The sequence below is a fragment of the Sphingomonas sp. GW821-FHT04B01 genome (assembly GCF_059420425.1).
In genome coordinates, this window is the sequence record NZ_JBWKTR010000001.1 from 659,315 (window position 1) to 677,449 (window position 18,135).

Sequence of the window (18,135 nt, forward strand, 5' to 3'; positions counted from 1 at the left end):
CGCCGCAGGGTGGACCCCGGAACAAGTCCGGGGTGACGGGGTGGGCTTGGCAGACGGTGGGCTCGTGCGAACGCCCCTGTGCGATCGCTTTGGGGTGACGGAAGAGCGAAGCTTCGGCGCTCATCATCGGCCGGGATACGGAATGTCGATCTGGCCCCGCAGGGATCAGGACAGCCTTTGCTTGATCGGGACGATCGTCTGTGGCGTCAGGTCGACCGGGCGTTGCCGCCATGCCCGACGCGGCTGGCGGTCGCGCTCGGGCAGGAGGTCGTTGGCGGCCTCCCATTCGGTGAAGCGGAATTGCTCGATCTGGTCGGTCATCGCATGCGTCTCGTCGACCAGCTTGCGGGCGGCGGCGGTCTCTTCTTCGGCGACCGCGGCGTTCTGCTGCGTGACATTGTCGAGTTCGGCCACCGCGGCGGTGATCTGCTGCAAGGCGAGGGACTGATGTTCGACGTTCTCGGCGATGTTGGTGGTCAGCAGTGCCATCTTGCCGACGCGCTCGATCACCCGGCCGAGGGCGATCTCGACGTCGCCGACCGAGCGGACGCCGAGCCCGATCTGCTCGGCCGAGCGGCCGATCCGTCGCTTGACGTCCATCGCGGCCTCGGCCGACCGTCCGGCAAGCGCGCGCACCTCCTGCGCGACGACCGCGAAGCCCTTGCCGGCTTCGCCGGCGCGTGCCGCCTCGACCCCGGCGTTGAGCGCCAGCAGGTTGGTCTGAAAGGCGATGCGGTCGATGACGACGAGGATTTCACCGATCTCGTTGGAGAATTGTTCGAGCCGGTTGATCGCGGCGACCGCGTCCTTGAGCATGTCGCCCGACTTTTCGGCGTCGACATGCGCTTCCGAAACCGCCTGGCGCACCTGCACGGCGTTGCCGGCGGAGTCGGTCAGCGCGCCGCTGAGCTGCTGGAGCGCGCTGGCGGTTTCCTCGAGGCTCGTCGCCTGCCGTTCGGTACGTTGGGACAGGTCGTTCGACGACTGCATCAATTCCTGCGCGCCGGACGCGATATCGGTGGCGCTGAGGCGGACCGAGGCCAGTGCCGTCCCCAAAGCGTCGGCGGCGTGGTTGAAATCGCTCTTAAGCTTGCCGAACTCGCCGGCGAGGGCGCCTTCGACCCGTACGGTGAGATCGCCGCCGGCGAGCTTGTGCAGCGCGCCGCCGATGCTGCGGACGATGAGGCGGGCCTGCTCGCGACGGATCATCTCGGTCAGCGCCCCGACCGCGACCGCGAGCAGGCTGAGAAAGGTCACGGCGGCCAAGAGCGTCCGGTTCGCAGCGCGTTGCGCGACTGCGGCCTTGTGGCGCAGCGCGGCGACCTCTGCGGTCATCGCATCGATCTGGGCGTCGGCGACCTTCGAAGCGGCCCGTTCGGCGGGGCGGACGACTTCGCGCAGATGGCGCAACGCATCGGACCGGTTGCCGGCGTTCGCTTCGGCGGCGACCTCGCCCAGTGCGGCGACGACGGTGTGCGACAGGTGGAAATAATCCTCGGGCAGGACGTGGCGCGCCTTGGTGTCCTCGAGGTCGCGCAACATCTGGCGCATCTGCTGCGAGCGTGTGTCGAACTTCCGGACGATGATCCCCCGTTCCTCGGGATCGGTTTCGGTGATGAGGTTGAGCGCGTCGCGCTGCAGCGAGCGACTAACCGAACGGACCTCGGTCACGGCCAGCACCCGCTCCTGCGCTTCCAGTGCGGCGACGTTCGCCGCCTCCAGCGCACGGTCCTCGCGGTACGTCACGCCCGCCAGCAGCCACAGTAACAGGATCGCGCCGACCAGGGGCGCGATGACGCGGACGTTGAAGCGGCGGAGCGGCAAGAGTCTATCCCTCTGATGGCGGAAAAGAGCAGCCGCCCCACCAATTATAGAGGCGCGGGATCGCGCCTTTATACTTCGGGAGCAAATATCGGACCGGGCGATTCACGCGTGCTGCCGAGCGGCAATGGACCGGACCGGAGCGGCATGGTTATAGGTGCGGCATGACGTCGCGGCGGTAGCGGCAAGGGGACGATGATGAGAGCAACGGCACGAGTGACGGCGGTTTTGGCGATTGCCGCGGCAACGCTCGCGGCCGCCGCCGCGCAGGCGCAGACGGCGGCGCAGGCGGTCGTCGCGCAGCAGGCGCAGGATCCGGGCGCGCGCGCCGGCACGGCGTATGACGTCGCCTTCCCCAATGCGGTGCATCACGAGGCGCAGATCACCGCGACCTTCGCGCGGGTGCCGGCGGGGCCGCTGCGCGTGCGGATGGCACGCTCGTCGCCGGGACGCTATGCGATCCACGAATTCGCCAAGAACGTCTATGCGGTGTCGGCGAAGGACGGCAAAGGGCGCCCGCTGCGACTGATCCGCAGCGATCCCTATGGCTGGACGGTCGCCGGACACGACGGCACCGTCGTCGTCACCTACACCCTGTTCGGCGACTGGGGCGACGGCACCTATGCGCAGATCGACACGACGCATGCGCACCTCAACATGCCCGCCACCTTCCTGTGGGCGGAGGGCTATGACGCGCAGCCGATCCGCGTGCGCTTCACGCCGTTCGACCCCAAATGGCGGATCGCGACGCAGCTTCCCGCCGCCAGGGGCGCGAACAGCTTCTGGGCGCCGAACCTGCAATATTTCATGGATAGCCCGACCGAGATCAGCGACTTCGCCATGCGCGAATGGCCGGTCACCGATGCGCTGGGCAAGAGCTATGTCGTGCGGCTCGCGGTGCATCACGCCGGCAGCGATGCCGATCTCGATACCTATACCGCCAAGGTGAAGCGGGTGATCGCGCAGCATTATGCGCTGTTCGGACAGGCGCCGCGCTACGATTACGGCACCTATACGTTCATCGCCGACTATCTGCCGCAGATCACCGGCGACGGCATGGAGCATCGCAACTCGACGATCATCACCGACAAGCGCGGGCTCGCCGAGGCGAAGTTCGCGCAGCTCAACACGTTGAGCCATGAGTTCGTGCATAGCTGGAACGTCGAGCGGCTGCGGCCGGCCGAACTGGAACCGTTCGACTTCACCCGCGCCAATCCGACGCCGTCCTTGTGGTTCGCGGAAGGCTTCACGCAATATTACGGGCCGCTGCTGATCCGCCGCGCCGGCGAGATGAGCGTCGACGATTTCCTGCGCGGGCTGGGCGGTACGCTGAGCGGCGTCGTGAACAGCCCGGCGCGGCGCTACGGCGGGCCGGAGGAGATGAGCCTGCGCGCGCCCTTCGTCGATGCCGCCAAGGCAATCGACCAGGTCAATCCGAACATCTTCGTGTCCTATTATCCTTATGGCGCGGTGGTGGCGCTGGCGCTCGATCTGCAATTGCGGCAGCGCTATCCGGGGCTGTCGCTCGATGCCTATATGCGCCATCTGTGGACGACGCGCGGCGATACCGAGCTGAAATATACGCCTGCCGATCTCGAGCGGGGACTGGCCGAGCTGACGCGCGATCCCGCCTTCGCCAAGGCGTTCTTCGACGGGTCCGTGCATGCGAGCGGACTGCCCGATTATGCGCCGCTGCTGCGGCAGGCGGGGCTGGTGGTCCGGCCCGTCGACGCGACGCGCGGCTGGGCGGGAATGAGCCTCGTCGATGGCGAGGGCGGCGTAAGCGTCGGCGACGCGCCGCGGCCGGATGCGCCGGCCTATGCCGGTGGGCTGGAGCGGGGCGACGTGCTGCTCAGTCTCGACGGCGCGCCGGTGCGCGATGCCGCAGCGGCGCAGGCGGTGCTGGCGGCGCACAGGCCGGGCGACCGCGTCGCGGTGCGCTTCCGCCAGCGCGGGGTGGAGCGCGATGCGGTGCTGCGACTGGCTGCCGATCCGTCGTTCGAGGTGGTGCGCGGCGAGACCGCTGGCGTGGCGGTGACGCCGGCGCAACTCGCGTTCCGCGAAGGCTGGCTGGGCAAATAGGGGTCACGCAGCGCGGAGGCGCGGAGAGAAGAAGGGGTTTGCGCGCAGAGGCGCAGAGAGCGCAGAGAGCACAGAGAGGTGTCGCTTTCGTCGCCGAAGGCGCATCCTTACAACCGATGTGGGCGATGGGCGTTCGACCGTGCGCCTCTGCGTCCTCTGCGCCTCTGCGCGCCAATATGTTCACGCGAAGGCGCGAAGGCGCGAAGGCGCGAAGAGTGGGCAGGGCCGTGCTCGTGGGGAGGGATGCGCGTGTCTCGGGTGGCATCCCAACGCCTCCGCATGATCCCGTCTTCTTCGCGCCTTCGCGCCTTCGCGTGAACCATTCTCTTTTCGCTGTCGGTGGCCGTTCGACCCGGCATTCGCTGGCGAAAACGACGCTAGCGCCCCTCCTTTCCGCGTCCGCCGCGCCGCAGCCCGGACATGCGAACCGCATTGCAAAATCGTTATTGTAACGGAACATTGCTGCGGCGCGGCGGTAGTGTCAGGAACGAACCGGAGTTGCCGCATGTCCCAGTCCCGCCATCCCGCCCGGTGGCCCCATATCCTTGCCGTGATCATCGGCACGTTCGGGGTGCTCAATCTGGTCGGCGGCGGGTGGCTGATCCTGCTCGGCGGCAGTCTGTTCTATGCGGTCGCGGGACTGGCGATGCTGGCGACGGCGGTATTGCTGTGGCGGCGGCATGCGGCGGCGCTGCACGTGTTCGCCGCATTGGTGATCGGGACGGTGGTCTGGGCGTGGGCGGAGATCGGCGCGGACTGGTGGCCGCTGGTGCCGCGCGGCGACCTGATCTTCATCTTCGGCGCGTTGCTCGCGCTGCCGTGGACGGTGAAGCGGCTGGTGCCGCGCACCGGCTGGCTGCGCGCGGCGGGGCCGCTGGCGGTGGCGCTCGGTGCGGCGGCGGTGTTCGGCGCGGTGGCGCTGACCCGCGACGTGCATAACCTCGACGGCACGCTGCCCGGGCCGCGCAACGCGCTCGCCGCCAATCTGCACGGCGTGCCGGACGACGACTGGCAGGCCTATGCACGGAGCTGGTACGGCGACAAATTCTCGCCGCTGACGCAGCTCACGCCGGCGAACGTCGGCAAGCTCGAGGTCGCGTGGCAGTTGCAGACCGGCGACCGCAAGCGCGCGGGCGATCCCGGCGAGACGACGTACGAGATGACGCCGATCAAGGTCGGCGATACCGTCTATCTATGCACGCCGCACAATTGGGTGATCGCGGTCGACGCCGAGACGGGCAAGGAGCGCTGGCGCTTCGATCCGAAGATCGCGACGTCTGCGAAGAACATGCAGCATCTCACCTGCCGTGGCGTGTCCTATTGGGATGCCGCGCGCGCCGGCGCGAGTGTCGGCGACTGTCCGCAGCGGATCTTCCTCGCCACCAACGACAGCCGGCTGATCGCGCTCGATCCGCGGACGGGGGCCTTGTGCCGCAGCTTCGGGCAAGGCGGCACGGTCAGCCTGCTGCCGGGCCAGCCGCATTACAACCAGGGCTGGTATCAGGTGACCTCGGCGCCGCTCGTCGCGCGCGGGCTGGTGATCACCGGCGGCGCGGTGTTCGACAATATCGCCACCAAAGTGCCCTCGGGCGTGATCCGCGGCTATGACGCGGCGTCGGGCAGGCTCGTCTGGAATTTCGATCCGGGCAACCCGAACGACACCGCGCCGCTCGGCGCGGGCAGGCAATACACGCCGTCGTCGCCCAATAGCTGGAGCACGCCCGCCGCCGACGAGGCGCTGGGACTCGTCTATCTGCCGATGGGGATGGGTGCGGTCGACCAATGGGGCGGGCATCGCCCGGCGACAACCGAGCGGTTCGCGACCTCGGTACTGGCGCTCGACATCGCTACCGGCAAACCGCGCTGGGTCTATCAGACGGTGCACCATGACCTGTGGGACATGGACGTGCCGGCGCAGCCCGCGCTGGTCGACCTGAACCTGCCCGGGAGTGGGCGGGTGCCGGCGCTGGTCCAGTCGACCAAGACGGGCAATCTGTTCGTGCTCGACCGGCGGACCGGCCGGCCGATCTTCCCCGCCCCCGAGACGCCGGTGCCGGCGGGCGCCGCGTCCGGCGATCATACCTCGCCGACGCAGCCGCTGTCCGCGATCTCGCTGATGCCCGCGCCGGCGCGCGAGAAGGATATGTGGGGGGCGACGATGATCGACCAATTGTGGTGCCGCATCCGCTTCAGGTCGCTCGACTATAAGGGCGCGTTCACGCCGCCGTCGCTGCGCGGGTCGCTGGTGTTCCCGGGCAATTTCGGGGTGATGGACTGGGGCGGCATCTCGATCGACCCGGTGCGGCAGGTGATCTTCGCGCATCCCAATTACGTCGCCTTCGTCGACCGGCTGGTGCCCCGCGCCGACGATACCGACGGCCCGAACGAGCGCGGTCCGGCGGGCGGATCGGATCGCCGCGGGTCGCAGGAGGCGGGCTACAATCCCAATACCGGCGCGCCGTTCGCGGTCGACATGAACCCGTTCCTGTCCTTCGCCGGCCTGCCGTGCCAGCAGCCGCCCTGGGGCTATGTCGCCGGGATCGACCTGACCACGGGCAAGAAGGTGTGGGAGCACAAGAACGGCACGATCCGTGACGAGACGATCTTGCCGCTGACGTTCAAGCTCGGCGTGCCGTCGCTCGGCGGGCCGATCACCACCGCGGGCGGCGTCGCGTTCATGGCGGCGGCGATCGACGATTACGTCCGCGGCTATGACACGCGCACCGGCAAGGTGCTGTGGCGCGCACGGCTGCCGGCGGGCGGGCAGGCGACGCCGATGACCTATCGCTCGACGGCGAGCGGGCGGCAGTTCGTCGTCGTCGTCGCGGGCGGGCATGGCTCGCTCGGCACCAGGCTCGGCGATCATGTCATCGCCTACGCCTTGCCCAAATGATCGTCGGAGGGCGACCCGAACACTCGGGTTGCCCTTCGTAGCGGCGCGGGGTACACAGGGGGTTATGGCGTGGCCGCTCCGGTAAGGGGCGGCCCTATTTGTTTCCGACCCAAAAGATCCGACGGAGTTCACCCGTGGCCCAGCCCCTTATGCCCCATGCGACCGCGTCCTGGATGGTCGACAATACGTCGCTGTCCTTCGACCAGATCGCCGATTTCTGCGGCCTCCACATCCTCGAGGTGCAGGCGATCGCCGACGATACCGCCGCCTCGAAGCTGACCGGGCGCGATCCGGTCCGCGCGCACGAGCTGACGCAGGACGAGATCGACAAGGGCCAGGCCGATCCCGCCTATCGCCTCAAGATGATCAAGGGTCCCGAGCAGGTCCGCCGCACCAAGGGCCCGCGCTACACGCCGGTGTCGAAGCGGCAGGACAAGCCCGACGGCATAGCCTGGATCATCCGCAACCATCCCGAGATCACCGACGGCGCGATCAGCAACCTGATCGGCACCACCCGCACGACGATCGCCGCGATCCGCGACCGCAGCCACTGGAACATCGGCAACATCACGCCGAAGGACCCGGTGACGCTGGGCCTGACGACGCAGCGCGAGCTCGACGCGGCGGTGGCCAAGGCGTCGAAGGCGTCGGGCAACGAGGCCGCGCCGACCGACACGCGGCTGGAGGGCGATCGCGAGGCGCTGATCGCCAGCCTGCGCGCCGAGCGCGACGCGGCGGCGCGCGGCGTCGACGTGGCGGATCAGGACCCGGCCTCGGCCGCGGCGGCGCTGTTCCAGGATCCGTTCAAGCGCTGATGTCGGGGTAAGCTTCTCTTCCTCCGTTTGCCCTTCGACAGGCTCAGGGCGAACGGACAGGAGACTGGTACCTTGTCCCGCGCTGCGCTAGCCTCTCCCAAAGCATTGGGAGAGCAGGCATGTGCGACGAACTTACCGTCGAGGACGACGCCCGGCTGACGCGGCGGCAGCTCGGGCTTGCGGCGGGGGCGGTGGGCGCGGCGCTGGTGCTGCCGGCGCCTGCGGACGCCAAGCCGATCGCCGGGCGCGACGTCGTCATCACCACGCCCGACGGGCAGTGCGACGCCTATTTCACCGCGCCGAGCGCGGGCAAGCATCCCGCGGTGCTGATGTGGCCCGACATCATGGGGCTGCGGCCGGCGTTCCGTAAGATGGCCGACCGGCTCGCGCAGACGGGCTATGCGGTGCTGGTCGTCAACCAATTCTACCGCTCGGCCAAGTCGCCGATCATCGCCGCCGGCGAATCGTTCGACCAGCCCGCGGTGCGGGACCGGATCATGCCGTGGCGTGCCGCGCTCACCGCGACGGCGACGACCAGCGATGCCAAGGTCTTCCTCGCCTTCCTCGACCTGCAGAAGGAGGTCGACACCAAGCGCGGCATCGGCAGCGCAGGCTATTGCATGGGCGGACCGATGGTGCTGCGCACCGCCGCGGCGCGGCCGGCGCGGGTGCATGCCGGCGCGTCCTTCCACGGCGCGGGGCTGGTCAGCGATGCGCCGGACAGTCCGCACAAGCTCGTGCCGCAGCTCACGGGTGGCTATCTCATCGCGATCGCCAGCAACGACGATGCGCGCAGCCCCAATGACAAGGTGGCGCTGCGCGAGGCCTTCGCCGCGGCGAAGCGGCCGGCGGAGATCGAGGTCTATGCCGATGCGATGCACGGCTGGTGCGTGATCGACAGCAAGGTCTACAACCCGCCGCAGGCCGAACGCGCCTGGGCGCGGATGCTCGACCTGTTCGCCAAGAATTTGTGACGGGAGCCGCGTGATGGCCGAACTGACCTTCTACACCAACCCGCGCTCGCGCGGACGGATCGCACGCTGGATGCTCGAGGAGGCGGGGGTCGACTATGATACCGTCGTGCTCGATTATGCCTCGACGATGAAGCAGGAGCCCTATCTGTCGGTCAATCCGATGGCGAAGGTGCCGGCGATCGTCCATCGCGGCAAGACGGTGACCGAATGCGCGGCGATCTGCGCCTATTGCGCCGAGGCGTTCCCGGCGGCGGGGCTTAGCCCACGCGACGACGAGCGCGCGGATTATTACCGCTGGCTGTTCTTCGCGGCGGGGCCGATCGAGGCGGCGGTGACCAACCGCTCGCTAGGCGTGGTGCCGAGCGAGGCGCAGCAGCGGATGGTCGGCTATGGCGATTACGACCGCGTCGTCGACGTGCTCGAGCAGGCGGTGGACGCGCATCCGTTCATCGCCGGCGACCGGTTCACCGCGGCGGACGTCTATGTCGGATCGCAGGTGATGTTCGGGCAGCAATTCGGGTCGATGCCGAAGCGCGCGGCGTTCGAGGCGTATGTCGCGCGGCTGACGGCGCGCGAGGGGTTCCGGCGGGCGGCGGCGCTGGACGATGCGGCGATCGCGGCGGCGGCTTGAGGGGCGCAGAGACGCACCTTCAATAGCCGAGGACATTCCATTCCTCCCCCGCCAGGGGGGGGGGGCGCGCCCGAAGGGCGTGACGGAGGGGGAGGATACGGCGAACGTGGTCGTATGCGGAAACGCCCCCTCCACCACCCGCTGACGCGGGCGGTCCCCAGCGCAAGGTCGATCATGCCCCCGGCATGATCTTGGATTGCCGGGGGCAATCCAACCTTGCGCTCCCGCTAAAGCGAGGGAGGAATTTGGAGCTATCCCCCGATCACGGCCTTGAGGAATTCCGGGATCGGGCCGTTCCAGCCGTCGTCGGGGCCGTCGTCGCGCTCGTCGCGGCGTGGGCGGCGGTTGCCATCGGGGCGGATGTCGCGGCGCGGCGGCGGCGCGAATTCCGGCTCGGGGCGGCGCTCCTGACGGGGCTGGCGACGCGGTTCCTCGACGGCGGCGGGCGCCTCGACCACTTCGGGTGCAGCCTCCGCCACCGGCGCGCGCGCGGGGCGGTCGCGGCGGCTCTCACCGCGTGTGGTGCGGTCGCGGCGGCCGCGGCGCGGTTCCTCGCTCGCGGCGGTAGCGGCAGCGGCGGGCGTCTCCGCCTCGGCAGCGGCGCCGAGGTCGAGCCGGTCGATCTTCTGGCCGGTCAGCTTCTCGATATTCTGGATGTTCTCGGCATCCTCGCTGGTGATCAGCGTATAGGCGATGCCGGTCGCGCCGCCGCGGCCGGTGCGGCCGATGCGGTGGACGTAGTCGTCCGGATGCCACGGCGCGTCGAAGTTGAAGACGTGGCTGACGCCCTTGATGTCGAGCCCGCGCGCGGCGACGTCGGAGGCGACGAGGATGTTGATCTTGCCGTCCTTGAACAGGTCGAGCTCGGCGATCCGCTGCGCCTGTTCCATGTCGCCATGGATCTCGCCCGCCTTGAAGCCGTGCTTCTTGAGGCTCTTGTTGAGCTCGCGCACCGTCGTCTTGCGGTTGCAGAAGATGATCGCGTTGCGCACCTCGTCCTGCCCCAGCAACTGGCGCAGCGCCTCGCGCTTCTTCATCGCATTGCCGGAGACGGGGACGAGGAACTGCTTGATGTTGAGGTTGGTCGACGCGGGGCGCGACACCTCGATCATCTTCGGATTGTCGAGGAACTTGTCGGCGAGCTTCTTGATCGGCGGCGGCATCGTCGCCGAGAAGAGCAACGTCTGGCGCTGTTTGGGCAGCTTGGTGCAGATTTCCTCGATATCGGGGATGAAGCCCATGTCGAGCATCCGGTCCGCCTCGTCGATGACTAGCATCGAACAGCCGGTGAGCAGGATGTTGCCGCGGCCGAACAGGTCCATCAGGCGGCCCGGCGTCGCGATCAGCACGTCGACGCCCTTTTCGAGCGCCTTGATCTGGTCGCCCATCGATACGCCGCCGATGAGGAGCGCCATCGACAGCTTGGTGCCGGCGCCGTATTTCTCGAAATTCTCGGCGACCTGCGCGGCGAGTTCGCGCGTCGGCTCGAGGATCAGCGAGCGTGGCATGCGCGCGCGGCTGCGGCCGTGCGACAGGATGTCGATCATCGGCAGCACGAAGGCGGCGGTCTTGCCCGTCCCCGTCTGCGCGATGCCGATCAGGTCGCGCATCATCAGCACCGACGGGATCGCCGACGCCTGGATCGGCGTCGGCTCGGTATAGCCGGCGTCGGTGACCGCCTTGAGCAGTTCGTCGGAAAGGCCGAGGTCGGCGAAGCTCATGCCAAAAGGCTCATGCAAAGGTCCGGATAAGTCACGGTCACGCGCGCGTGCGATACCGTTGCGGCTGGCGCTTGCGGATTCGGGCGCAAAAGTCAAGAATTGGTGCGCCAAGTCCTCCCCCGCCAGGGGGGGGGCAGGGCCATTGCATATGGGCGCGGTGGCGAGGCTCGGCCGGCTTCCTCTTCATGTCCGTCACCCCGGACTCGTTCCGGGGTCCACTGGGCCGCAAGGGAATGGCACCGGCTCAAGCCGTTCTCCTCGCCGCAGGGTGGACCCCGGAACGGGTCCGGGGTGACGGGGTGGAATTGGAAGACGGTGGGCTCAAATGAACGTTCATATGCGATAGCCCCACCCGGCGGGGGACCGCTCGGCGCAAGCCTAGTGGTGGGGGGGAGGTTAGAGCGGGAGCTTCGTTACCGGGCTCCCGCTCTAACCTCCCCCTCCGTCACGGCTTTGCCGTGCCACCTCCCCCTGGCGGGGGAGGACTTTGCTACTTCGCCGGGACCAATGTCTTGAACGTCGCGATGCCGCAGCTCGCGCCGGAGCGCATGCGGATCACGTCGCGGCCGGCGCAGACCTGGCCGTCGGCGGCGGGGCGCAGGTAGAAGCCGCCGTAATAATCGAGCGGGCCGCAATCCTTGTCGAGCCGCGCGCGCAGCCGCTTGCCGCCGTTCATCACCAGATCGACCGCGCCGGGGGTCTGGATCAGCGCGCCGCCGAGATCGGCGGCGGCGACGCATTTCGGCCCCTTCTTCTCCTTGTAGCGCACCGGCGCGGGAATGGCGGCGCGCGCCGCGCCCATCCGCGGCAGGCGGATGATGACGCGCTCGTGGATCGTCATCTGCGCGAGCAGCGTGCCGTCGCGCTGGCCCGCGCCGCCGCCGAGCGCGGCGGCGGCGGGCGCCGCGACGGCGATCAGCAGGATGGGAAATGCGGGATGCAGCATGTCAGACCCCGCCCCTTAGTCCGGATCGTTGAACAGGCGATGAACTTGGCCTAGCGGACGCGGCATGACACCCGCGCAGACCGCCATGCTCGACGCGCTCGTTCCCGTATTGGGACGCAAGGGGATCGTCACCGATCCCGCCGCGATCGCGCCGTGGCTGGTCGACTGGCGGCGGCGCTTCCACGGCGCGGCGCCGGCGATCCTCGCGCCTGCCTCGACCGCCGAGGTCGCCGCCGTCGTCGCCGCCGCCGCGCGGCATCGCGTGCCGCTGGTGCCGCAGGGCGGCAACAGCTCGATGGTCGGCGGGGCGACGCCGCCCGCCGACGGCTCGGCGCTGATCCTGTCGTTGCGGCGGATGAATGCGATCCGCCGCGTCGATGCCGCGGCGGGGCTGGCGGTGGCGGAGGCGGGGGTGATCCTGTCCGACCTGCACGACGCGGCGCTCGCCGTCGACCGGCGCTTTCCGCTGACGCTCGGCGCCAAGGGCAATGCGACGATCGGCGGGCTCGTCTCGACCAACGCCGGCGGCACGCAGGTGCTGCGCTTCGGATCGATGCGCGGGCTGGTCGCCGGCGTCGAGGTGGTGCTCGCCGACGGCAGCGTGCACGACGGGCTGGCGCCGCTCAAGAAGGACAATCGCGGTTACGACCTGACGCAATTGCTGGTCGGCGCGGAGGGGACGCTGGGCGTGGTCACCGCGGCGACGCTGCGACTGGTGCCGGTGCCGGCGGTGCGCGCGACCGCCTGGGCGGCGGTGCGCGATCCGCAGGCGGCGCTGACGCTGCTGCGCCGTTTCCAGGCGGCGACCGAGGCGCTGGAGAGTTTCGAGATCCTGCCGCGTGAATCGCTCGCCGCGGTGCTCGCTTATGTGCCGAGCCTGCGCGCGCCGGTGGCGGCGGAGGCGGCTTGGCATCTGCTGATCGAACATACCGATCCGGCCGGCGACGCGCTGATGGAGCGGCTGCTCGGCGAGGCGCTCGCGGACAGGCTGATCGCCGATGCGACGCTGGCGGCGACCGCGACGCAGGCGGCGGACTTCTGGCGGATCCGCGAATCGATCTCCGATTCCGAGCGGGCGCTCGGCCCGGCGTCGCAGCACGATCTGTCGGTGCCGATCGACGCGATGCCGCGCTTCATGATCGAGGCGGCGGCGGCGTGCGAGGCGCGCTTCCCCGGGACGCATGCGAGCGGCTTCGGCCATCTCGGCGACGGCAACGTCCATTTCCACGTGCGCGCGGCGTCGGGGACCGATCCCGCGCTCTGGTATGGCGAGCAAGTGCCGGTGGTGACGCGCTTCGTCGACGATCTGGTGATCGCGGCGGGGGGCTCGATCGCCGCCGAGCACGGCATCGGCCAGATGAAGCTGGCCGAGCTGGAACGGCTGTCGTCGCCGGCGCGGCTGACGGCGCTGCGCGCGGTCAAGGCGGCGATGGACCCGCTCGGCATCCTCAACCCGGGCAAGCTCGTGGCGCTTGCACCCTCGGCTGCGGCCCAATAGAGCAGCGGCCAGCGAGCGGCTGCGCCGCAAACTATCCACCACGGAGAGAGTTCCCATGGCCAGTGCGCCGCTTCCTTTGTTCTACAACGGCCTCGAGCCGCTCTCGAGCGAGACGCATGCCGATTGGCGTGTCCGCCAGCAGGACAGCGCGCCGTTCCTCGTCGGCCAGCATGCGATTCCGATCACCACCGACGAATTCCCGCTGGTGCAGCGTCACATGCCGATCGTCTTCTCGGTCGGCGACGACGCCATCCCGCTCGCGCTGATGGGCCTCAACGAAGGCGTCAACGTCTTCATGGGCGACGACGGCAAGCTGACCGAGACCAATTTCTACGTTCCGGCCTATGTCCGCCGCTATCCCTATATGCTCGCGCGGCTGCGTCCCGACGCCGAGGAGCTGTCGCTGTGCTTCGACCCGACCTCGGAGGCGCTCGGCGCCTATGACGACGGCGAGCCTCTGTTCGAGAACGGTCAGCCGAGCCAGGTGACCAAGGCGATCCTCGACTTCGCCGAGCAGTTCGAACAGGCCGGCGCCCGCACCCAGGCGTTCATGAACGAGCTGCGCGAGCAGGAATTGCTGATGGACGGCGAGGTCACCATCCAGATCGACGAGAACCAGCAGCCGTTCGTCTATCGCGGCTTCCAGATGATCAACGAAGAGAAGCTCGCCGGGCTGCGTGGCGACCAGCTGCGCAAGATGTCGCAATCGGGCATGCTGCCGCTGCTCTACGCGCATCTCTTCTCGCTGTCGTTGATGCGCGAGATCTTCGCCCGCCAGGCGCAGCAGAACAAGGTGCCGCAGCCGCAGTTCGGCTGATCCTTCCTTCCATACCGATCGCACGGGCGGGGGTCGCATGACGCGAGTCCCGCCCGTGTCGTATCCGGGCCATCGCCATGGCTTGACCCGTCGTGCGCGCCGGTCGAGTGTTCCCGCCGCTAGCAAGGGGTTGGACTCTATGACGAACCGGATCGACGGCGAACGCTATTCGCGGGTGGCGATCGCCTTCCACTGGACGATTGCGGTGCTGGTCGTCGCCAATCTGATCATCGGCATCGGCCATGACGGCATCCCGGCGCTGCGCGCGCTGATGGGGGCGCACAAGGCGATCGGCATCACCGTGCTGGTCCTGACCGCCGGCCGCGTCGCGTGGCGGCTGACGCATCGTCCACCGGCGCTGCCCGCGGGGACGCCGGCGTGGGAGAAGGGCGTCGCGCACGCCACGCATTGGACGCTGTACCTGCTGATGGTTGCGATGCCGCTGACCGGCTGGATGATGGTCTCCGGTCCCGGCCCCGGGCCGCAGCGGCCGCTGAGCTGGTTCGGAGTGTTCGACGTGCCGCTGCTGCCGGTCGGCAGCCGCGCCGCCGATCTGGGCCATGACGCGCACGGGCTGCTCGGCTGGCTGATGCTCGCGCTGGTCGTGCTGCACGTCGCCGCGGCGCTGCGCCACCATCTGCTGCTGCGCGATTCGGTCCTCGTCCGGATCGCGCCCGTGCTGGGCAAGTAAAAGAACCGGACAGAAAAAAAGAACGGCTGGCGGGCCGGGGGTTGAACCAATCGGGCGCTCGACTATTTTATGAAAGTACGGCGCTCGTGTCCCCCCTTTCGCGGGCCCGTATGACACACTTTCAGTGTGTCTCCTCCCTGAACCTTGGCCACTCCGTGCTTCATGCACGGGGTGGTTTTTTTATGTCACTCCGCCGCCAGCGCGATCCCGTCGCCGGTGAGCGCCTCGTCCGCCGCCGCGGCGATCATCCGCTGGAGCAGTGCGATGACCGCGGGCAGGCCGGCACCGGGGCGATCGAGCGCGGCATCGAGATAGAGCGTGCGGTCGAACTCGATCTGGATGGCGTGGATGCCGCGGGCCGGGGCGGCGTGGCGTTCGAGGATATGGCCGCCCGCATATGGCGTGTTGAGCGCGGTGCGCACGCCGGCCTGCGCCGCCGCCGCCTCCAGCCGCGCGACGAAGCGGTGTGCCGCGGCATGGCCGAAGCGGTCGCCGAGCACGATGCGGGCATGATCGCCGAGCGGCGGCATCGAATGCACGTCGAGCAGCACCGCGACGCCGAACCGCGCCTGCGCCGCGGCGAGCGCGGCGGCGAGCGCGGCATGATAGGGGCGATAATCCTGTTCGATCCGTGCGGCGACCTCGTTTCCGCTGAACCGCCGCCGCCACAGATCGCCCGCCGCCCCGGCGCGGCGCGGCACCAGGCCCAGGCCGCTGCGCACCTTGGCGGAGGGCGCCGGCTGGCCGTGCGGGCGGACGCCCTCGTCGACGCGCGGGTCGCGCTCGCTTTCGCCGCGGTTGAGGTCGATCCAGGCGCGTGCGCGGCGCTGGACCAGCATCGTCTCCCGCGTCCGCGCACCCTGCGCGACCGCGTCGACGAAGCGATCCTCGAGGATGGTCAGCGCGGTCGCCGGCAGCCGCAGCGCGCCGAGCAGCGCCGCCGGATAGTCGCGACCGGCATGCGGCACGGACAGGACCACCGGGCTGAGCGGCGCACCGTCGCGGTCCAACCCGCCGATCGTATCGAACGATGCGTCCATCTATGGCACGTCCTACCGCGTTCCCGCGTTCGGCGCGCTGGAAATCTTCACAACTGCGGATCATAGGACGGCGCGCGAATGGAGACCGACAAGGCGATGATCCGAATCCTGCTGGCCGAAGACGATCAAGTCATGCGCGAATATCTCACCCGCGCGCTGGAGCGCGCCGGCTATGCGGTTGCGGCGGTGGACCGCGGCACGGCGGCGATCCCGTTGCTGGAGAGCGAATCGTTCGACCTGCTGCTGACCGATATCGTCATGCCCGAGATGGACGGAATCGAACTCGCCCGCCGCGCCGCCGAACTGGTGCCGGGGCTGCGCGTGATGTTCATCACCGGCTTCGCCGCGGTGACGCTGAAGGCGGGGCGCGAGATGCCCAATGCGCGCGTGCTGTCCAAGCCGTTCCACCTGCGCGACCTCGTCGCCGAGGTCGATCGCGTTTTCGAGACGGGAAGTGCCACCGGATTGAATTGACCGCTTGCCAGGCCGGAAAAGCCCGGCTAATGGCGCACCTCCGGCGGGCGTGTAGCTCAGTGGTAGAGCACTGTGTTGACATCGCAGGGGTCGCAAGTTCAATCCTTGCCACGCCCACCATCCTGATTTGGCTCTATCCGGCAGCATTCCTCCACCCCAGAGGGATCGGATAGAGCCACTTCGGCCTCCCGGTGCCGCGGCATCGGAATTTCCACCTCATCATCGTCACATTCGGTTTGGTGCCGGCGGCGCGCCGGGCAAGAAGCGGGCAGGGTTTCGCGTCGGGCGGGCCTGCCGACCGTATCCGGACGATGATCGCATGACTCACAGCAACCGCGCGCGGACCAGCGCGATCCGGGCCTTCCTCGCCGCGCAATCCTCCGCCGGGCTGGTGCTGATGGCGGCGGCGGTCATGGCGCTGGGCATCGCCAATTCGCCGCTCGGGCCGGGCTATGCCACGCTGCTGCATGCCGGCATCGGCCCGCTGTCGCTCGGCCATTGGATCAACGACGGGGTGATGACCGTCTTTTTCCTGCTCGTCGGGCTGGAGATCAAGCGCGAGATGGTCGACGGGCAATTGTCGACCTGGCCGCGCCGCATGCTGCCCGGGGTCGCCGCGGCGGGCGGGATGATCGTGCCCGCCTTGCTGTTCCTCGCGGTCAATCGCGGACCGACCGCGTCGGGCTGGGCGATCCCGGCGGCGACCGACATCGCCTTCGCCCTGGGCGTCATCGCGCTGCTCGGCGCGCGCGTGCCGGCGTCGCTGCGCGTGTTCCTGGCGGCGCTGGCGATCCTCGACGATCTCGGCGCGGTGCTGATCATCGCGATCTTCTATACCGCCGGCCTGTCGTGGCCCGACCTCGCCGGCGCGGCGGTGGCGGTCGCGGTGCTGATCGGCTGCAACCGCTGCGGGGTGCAGCGGCTGTCGGTCTATCTGGCGATCGGCGTGATTGTCTGGCTGTTCGTGCTGCGCTCTGGCGTGCATGCGACGCTGGCGGGGGTGGTGCTGGCGCTGACCATCCCGATGCGGCGCACCCGGGGACGGTCCGACGCGGACGATCCCAGCCCGCTGCACCGGCTCGAACATGCGCTGCAACGGCCGGTGGCGTTTCTGGTGGTGCCGGTATTCGCGCTGGCCAATGCCGCGGTGCCGCTGCTCGACCTGCCCGCGGGGGCGCTGGCGGCGCCGGTGACGCTCGGGGTGATGGGCGGGCTGGTGATCGGCAAGGTCGCCGGCGTGTTCGGCTGCGCGATGCTGGCGATCCGGCTCGGTCTCGCCGACATGCCCGCGCATGCCGGGCGGCGTCAGCTCTTCGGCGTCGCCTTGCTGTGCGGGATCGGCTTTACGATGAGTATCTTCATCACGCTGCTTGCCTTTCCCGATGCGCCGCTGCTGCAGACAGAAGCGAAGCTCGGCGTGCTGCTCGGTTCGCTGCTGTCGGGGATCGCGGGCTATACCGTGCTGCGGGTAGCGCGGCGCTGAGGCGCCGCGCCAGACGGTCAGTCGCGGGCGATGCCGCGGCCGGCGACCTTCTCATAGCCGGACAGTTCGTCGCCGATCGCCACCTTGGCGGCGAGATCGTCGGCGCGTGCCTGGTCCTTGGCCGCACGCTTGGGATCGTTGGGGTCGCCGTCGGGATCGGCGGCACCGACATTGGGGCTGTCGGGGATGTAGAGAACGGGCTTGTCGTGATTGTCATCGGGCAATGGACATCTCCTTTGGCTCTGCCGG

The 18,135-nt window shown here is 69.0% G+C and carries 15 protein-coding genes and 1 tRNA gene; 11 read left to right on the plus strand and 5 right to left on the minus strand.

Annotated elements, in window-relative coordinates; all coding sequences use genetic code 11:
* Positions 1-165 precede the first annotated feature (165 nt).
* Positions 166-1,824: a methyl-accepting chemotaxis protein gene (locus AC07UH_RS03175; RefSeq protein ID WP_495179370.1), complete on the minus strand. Its 1,659-nt coding sequence runs from the start codon at positions 1,822-1,824 to the stop codon at positions 166-168.
* A 213-nt stretch (positions 1,825-2,037) separates the two neighbouring features.
* Here AC07UH_RS03175 and AC07UH_RS03180 point away from each other — a divergent pair, with 213 nt between their 5' ends.
* From AC07UH_RS03180 to AC07UH_RS03200, 5 genes are all read left to right on the plus strand, one after another.
* On the plus strand, positions 2,038-3,903 hold the full coding sequence (locus tag AC07UH_RS03180) for a M61 family metallopeptidase (RefSeq protein ID WP_495179369.1): 1,866 nt from the start codon (positions 2,038-2,040) through the stop codon (positions 3,901-3,903).
* 505 nt (positions 3,904-4,408) lie between these two features.
* A complete protein-coding gene (locus tag AC07UH_RS03185) occupies positions 4,409-6,796 on the plus strand; it encodes a membrane-bound PQQ-dependent dehydrogenase, glucose/quinate/shikimate family (protein ID WP_495189854.1) in 2,388 nt (795 codons plus the stop codon).
* A gap of 134 nt (positions 6,797-6,930) precedes the next feature.
* Positions 6,931-7,611 (plus strand): DUF1013 domain-containing protein, encoded by a 681-nt coding sequence (locus AC07UH_RS03190; protein ID WP_038663640.1) that lies wholly within the window; start codon positions 6,931-6,933, stop codon positions 7,609-7,611.
* A gap of 119 nt (positions 7,612-7,730) precedes the next feature.
* Positions 7,731-8,585: a dienelactone hydrolase family protein gene (locus AC07UH_RS03195; protein WP_495179367.1), complete on the plus strand. Its 855-nt coding sequence runs from the start codon at positions 7,731-7,733 to the stop codon at positions 8,583-8,585.
* Positions 8,586-8,598: 13 nt separating this feature from the next.
* The gene (locus AC07UH_RS03200) at positions 8,599-9,216 is read left to right on the plus strand and encodes a glutathione S-transferase family protein (protein WP_495179366.1); all 618 of its coding nucleotides are present in this window, start codon (positions 8,599-8,601) and stop codon (positions 9,214-9,216) included.
* Positions 9,217-9,467: 251 nt separating this feature from the next.
* Here AC07UH_RS03200 and AC07UH_RS03205 read toward each other — a convergent pair whose 3' ends face one another.
* Both AC07UH_RS03205 and AC07UH_RS03210 read right to left on the minus strand, forming a co-directional pair.
* The gene (locus AC07UH_RS03205; protein WP_495179365.1) at positions 9,468-10,937 is read right to left on the minus strand and encodes a DEAD/DEAH box helicase; all 1,470 of its coding nucleotides are present in this window, start codon (positions 10,935-10,937) and stop codon (positions 9,468-9,470) included.
* A gap of 490 nt (positions 10,938-11,427) precedes the next feature.
* Complete coding sequence (locus AC07UH_RS03210; RefSeq protein ID WP_038663628.1) at positions 11,428-11,883, minus strand: hypothetical protein; 456 nt, start codon at positions 11,881-11,883, stop codon at positions 11,428-11,430.
* Positions 11,884-11,947: 64 nt separating this feature from the next.
* On the opposite strand from AC07UH_RS03210, the gene AC07UH_RS03215 reads away from it, so the two are divergent.
* The 3 genes from AC07UH_RS03215 to AC07UH_RS03225 all read left to right on the plus strand — a co-directional run bounded on the left by AC07UH_RS03215 (position 11,948) and on the right by AC07UH_RS03225 (position 14,889).
* Entirely contained in the window at positions 11,948-13,381 is a 1,434-nt protein-coding gene (locus tag AC07UH_RS03215) for an FAD-binding oxidoreductase (RefSeq protein ID WP_495179364.1), read from the plus strand.
* A gap of 55 nt (positions 13,382-13,436) precedes the next feature.
* A complete protein-coding gene (locus tag AC07UH_RS03220; protein ID WP_038663622.1) occupies positions 13,437-14,198 on the plus strand; it encodes a SapC family protein in 762 nt (253 codons plus the stop codon).
* A gap of 139 nt (positions 14,199-14,337) precedes the next feature.
* Positions 14,338-14,889 (plus strand): cytochrome b, encoded by a 552-nt coding sequence (locus tag AC07UH_RS03225; RefSeq protein ID WP_038663619.1) that lies wholly within the window; start codon positions 14,338-14,340, stop codon positions 14,887-14,889.
* Between the two features lie 185 nt (positions 14,890-15,074).
* Here the strand turns inward: AC07UH_RS03225 and AC07UH_RS03230 are convergent, their stop codons facing one another.
* Positions 15,075-15,929: an N-formylglutamate amidohydrolase gene (locus AC07UH_RS03230; RefSeq protein ID WP_495179363.1), complete on the minus strand. Its 855-nt coding sequence runs from the start codon at positions 15,927-15,929 to the stop codon at positions 15,075-15,077.
* 96 nt (positions 15,930-16,025) lie between these two features.
* On the opposite strand from AC07UH_RS03230, the gene cpdR reads away from it, so the two are divergent.
* The 3 genes from cpdR to nhaA all read left to right on the plus strand — a co-directional run bounded on the left by cpdR (position 16,026) and on the right by nhaA (position 17,886).
* Complete coding sequence (cpdR, locus tag AC07UH_RS03235; RefSeq protein WP_038667273.1) at positions 16,026-16,403, plus strand: cell cycle two-component system response regulator CpdR; 378 nt, start codon at positions 16,026-16,028, stop codon at positions 16,401-16,403.
* A 45-nt stretch (positions 16,404-16,448) separates the two neighbouring features.
* Positions 16,449-16,523, plus strand: a tRNA-Val gene (locus AC07UH_RS03240).
* Positions 16,524-16,722: 199 nt separating this feature from the next.
* Complete coding sequence (gene nhaA / locus AC07UH_RS03245; RefSeq protein WP_495179362.1) at positions 16,723-17,886, plus strand: Na+/H+ antiporter NhaA; 1,164 nt, start codon at positions 16,723-16,725, stop codon at positions 17,884-17,886.
* A gap of 17 nt (positions 17,887-17,903) precedes the next feature.
* Here nhaA and AC07UH_RS03250 read toward each other — a convergent pair whose 3' ends face one another.
* Positions 17,904-18,110 (minus strand): hypothetical protein, encoded by a 207-nt coding sequence (locus AC07UH_RS03250; protein WP_137897233.1) that lies wholly within the window; start codon positions 18,108-18,110, stop codon positions 17,904-17,906.
* Positions 18,111-18,135: the final 25 nt, after the last annotated feature.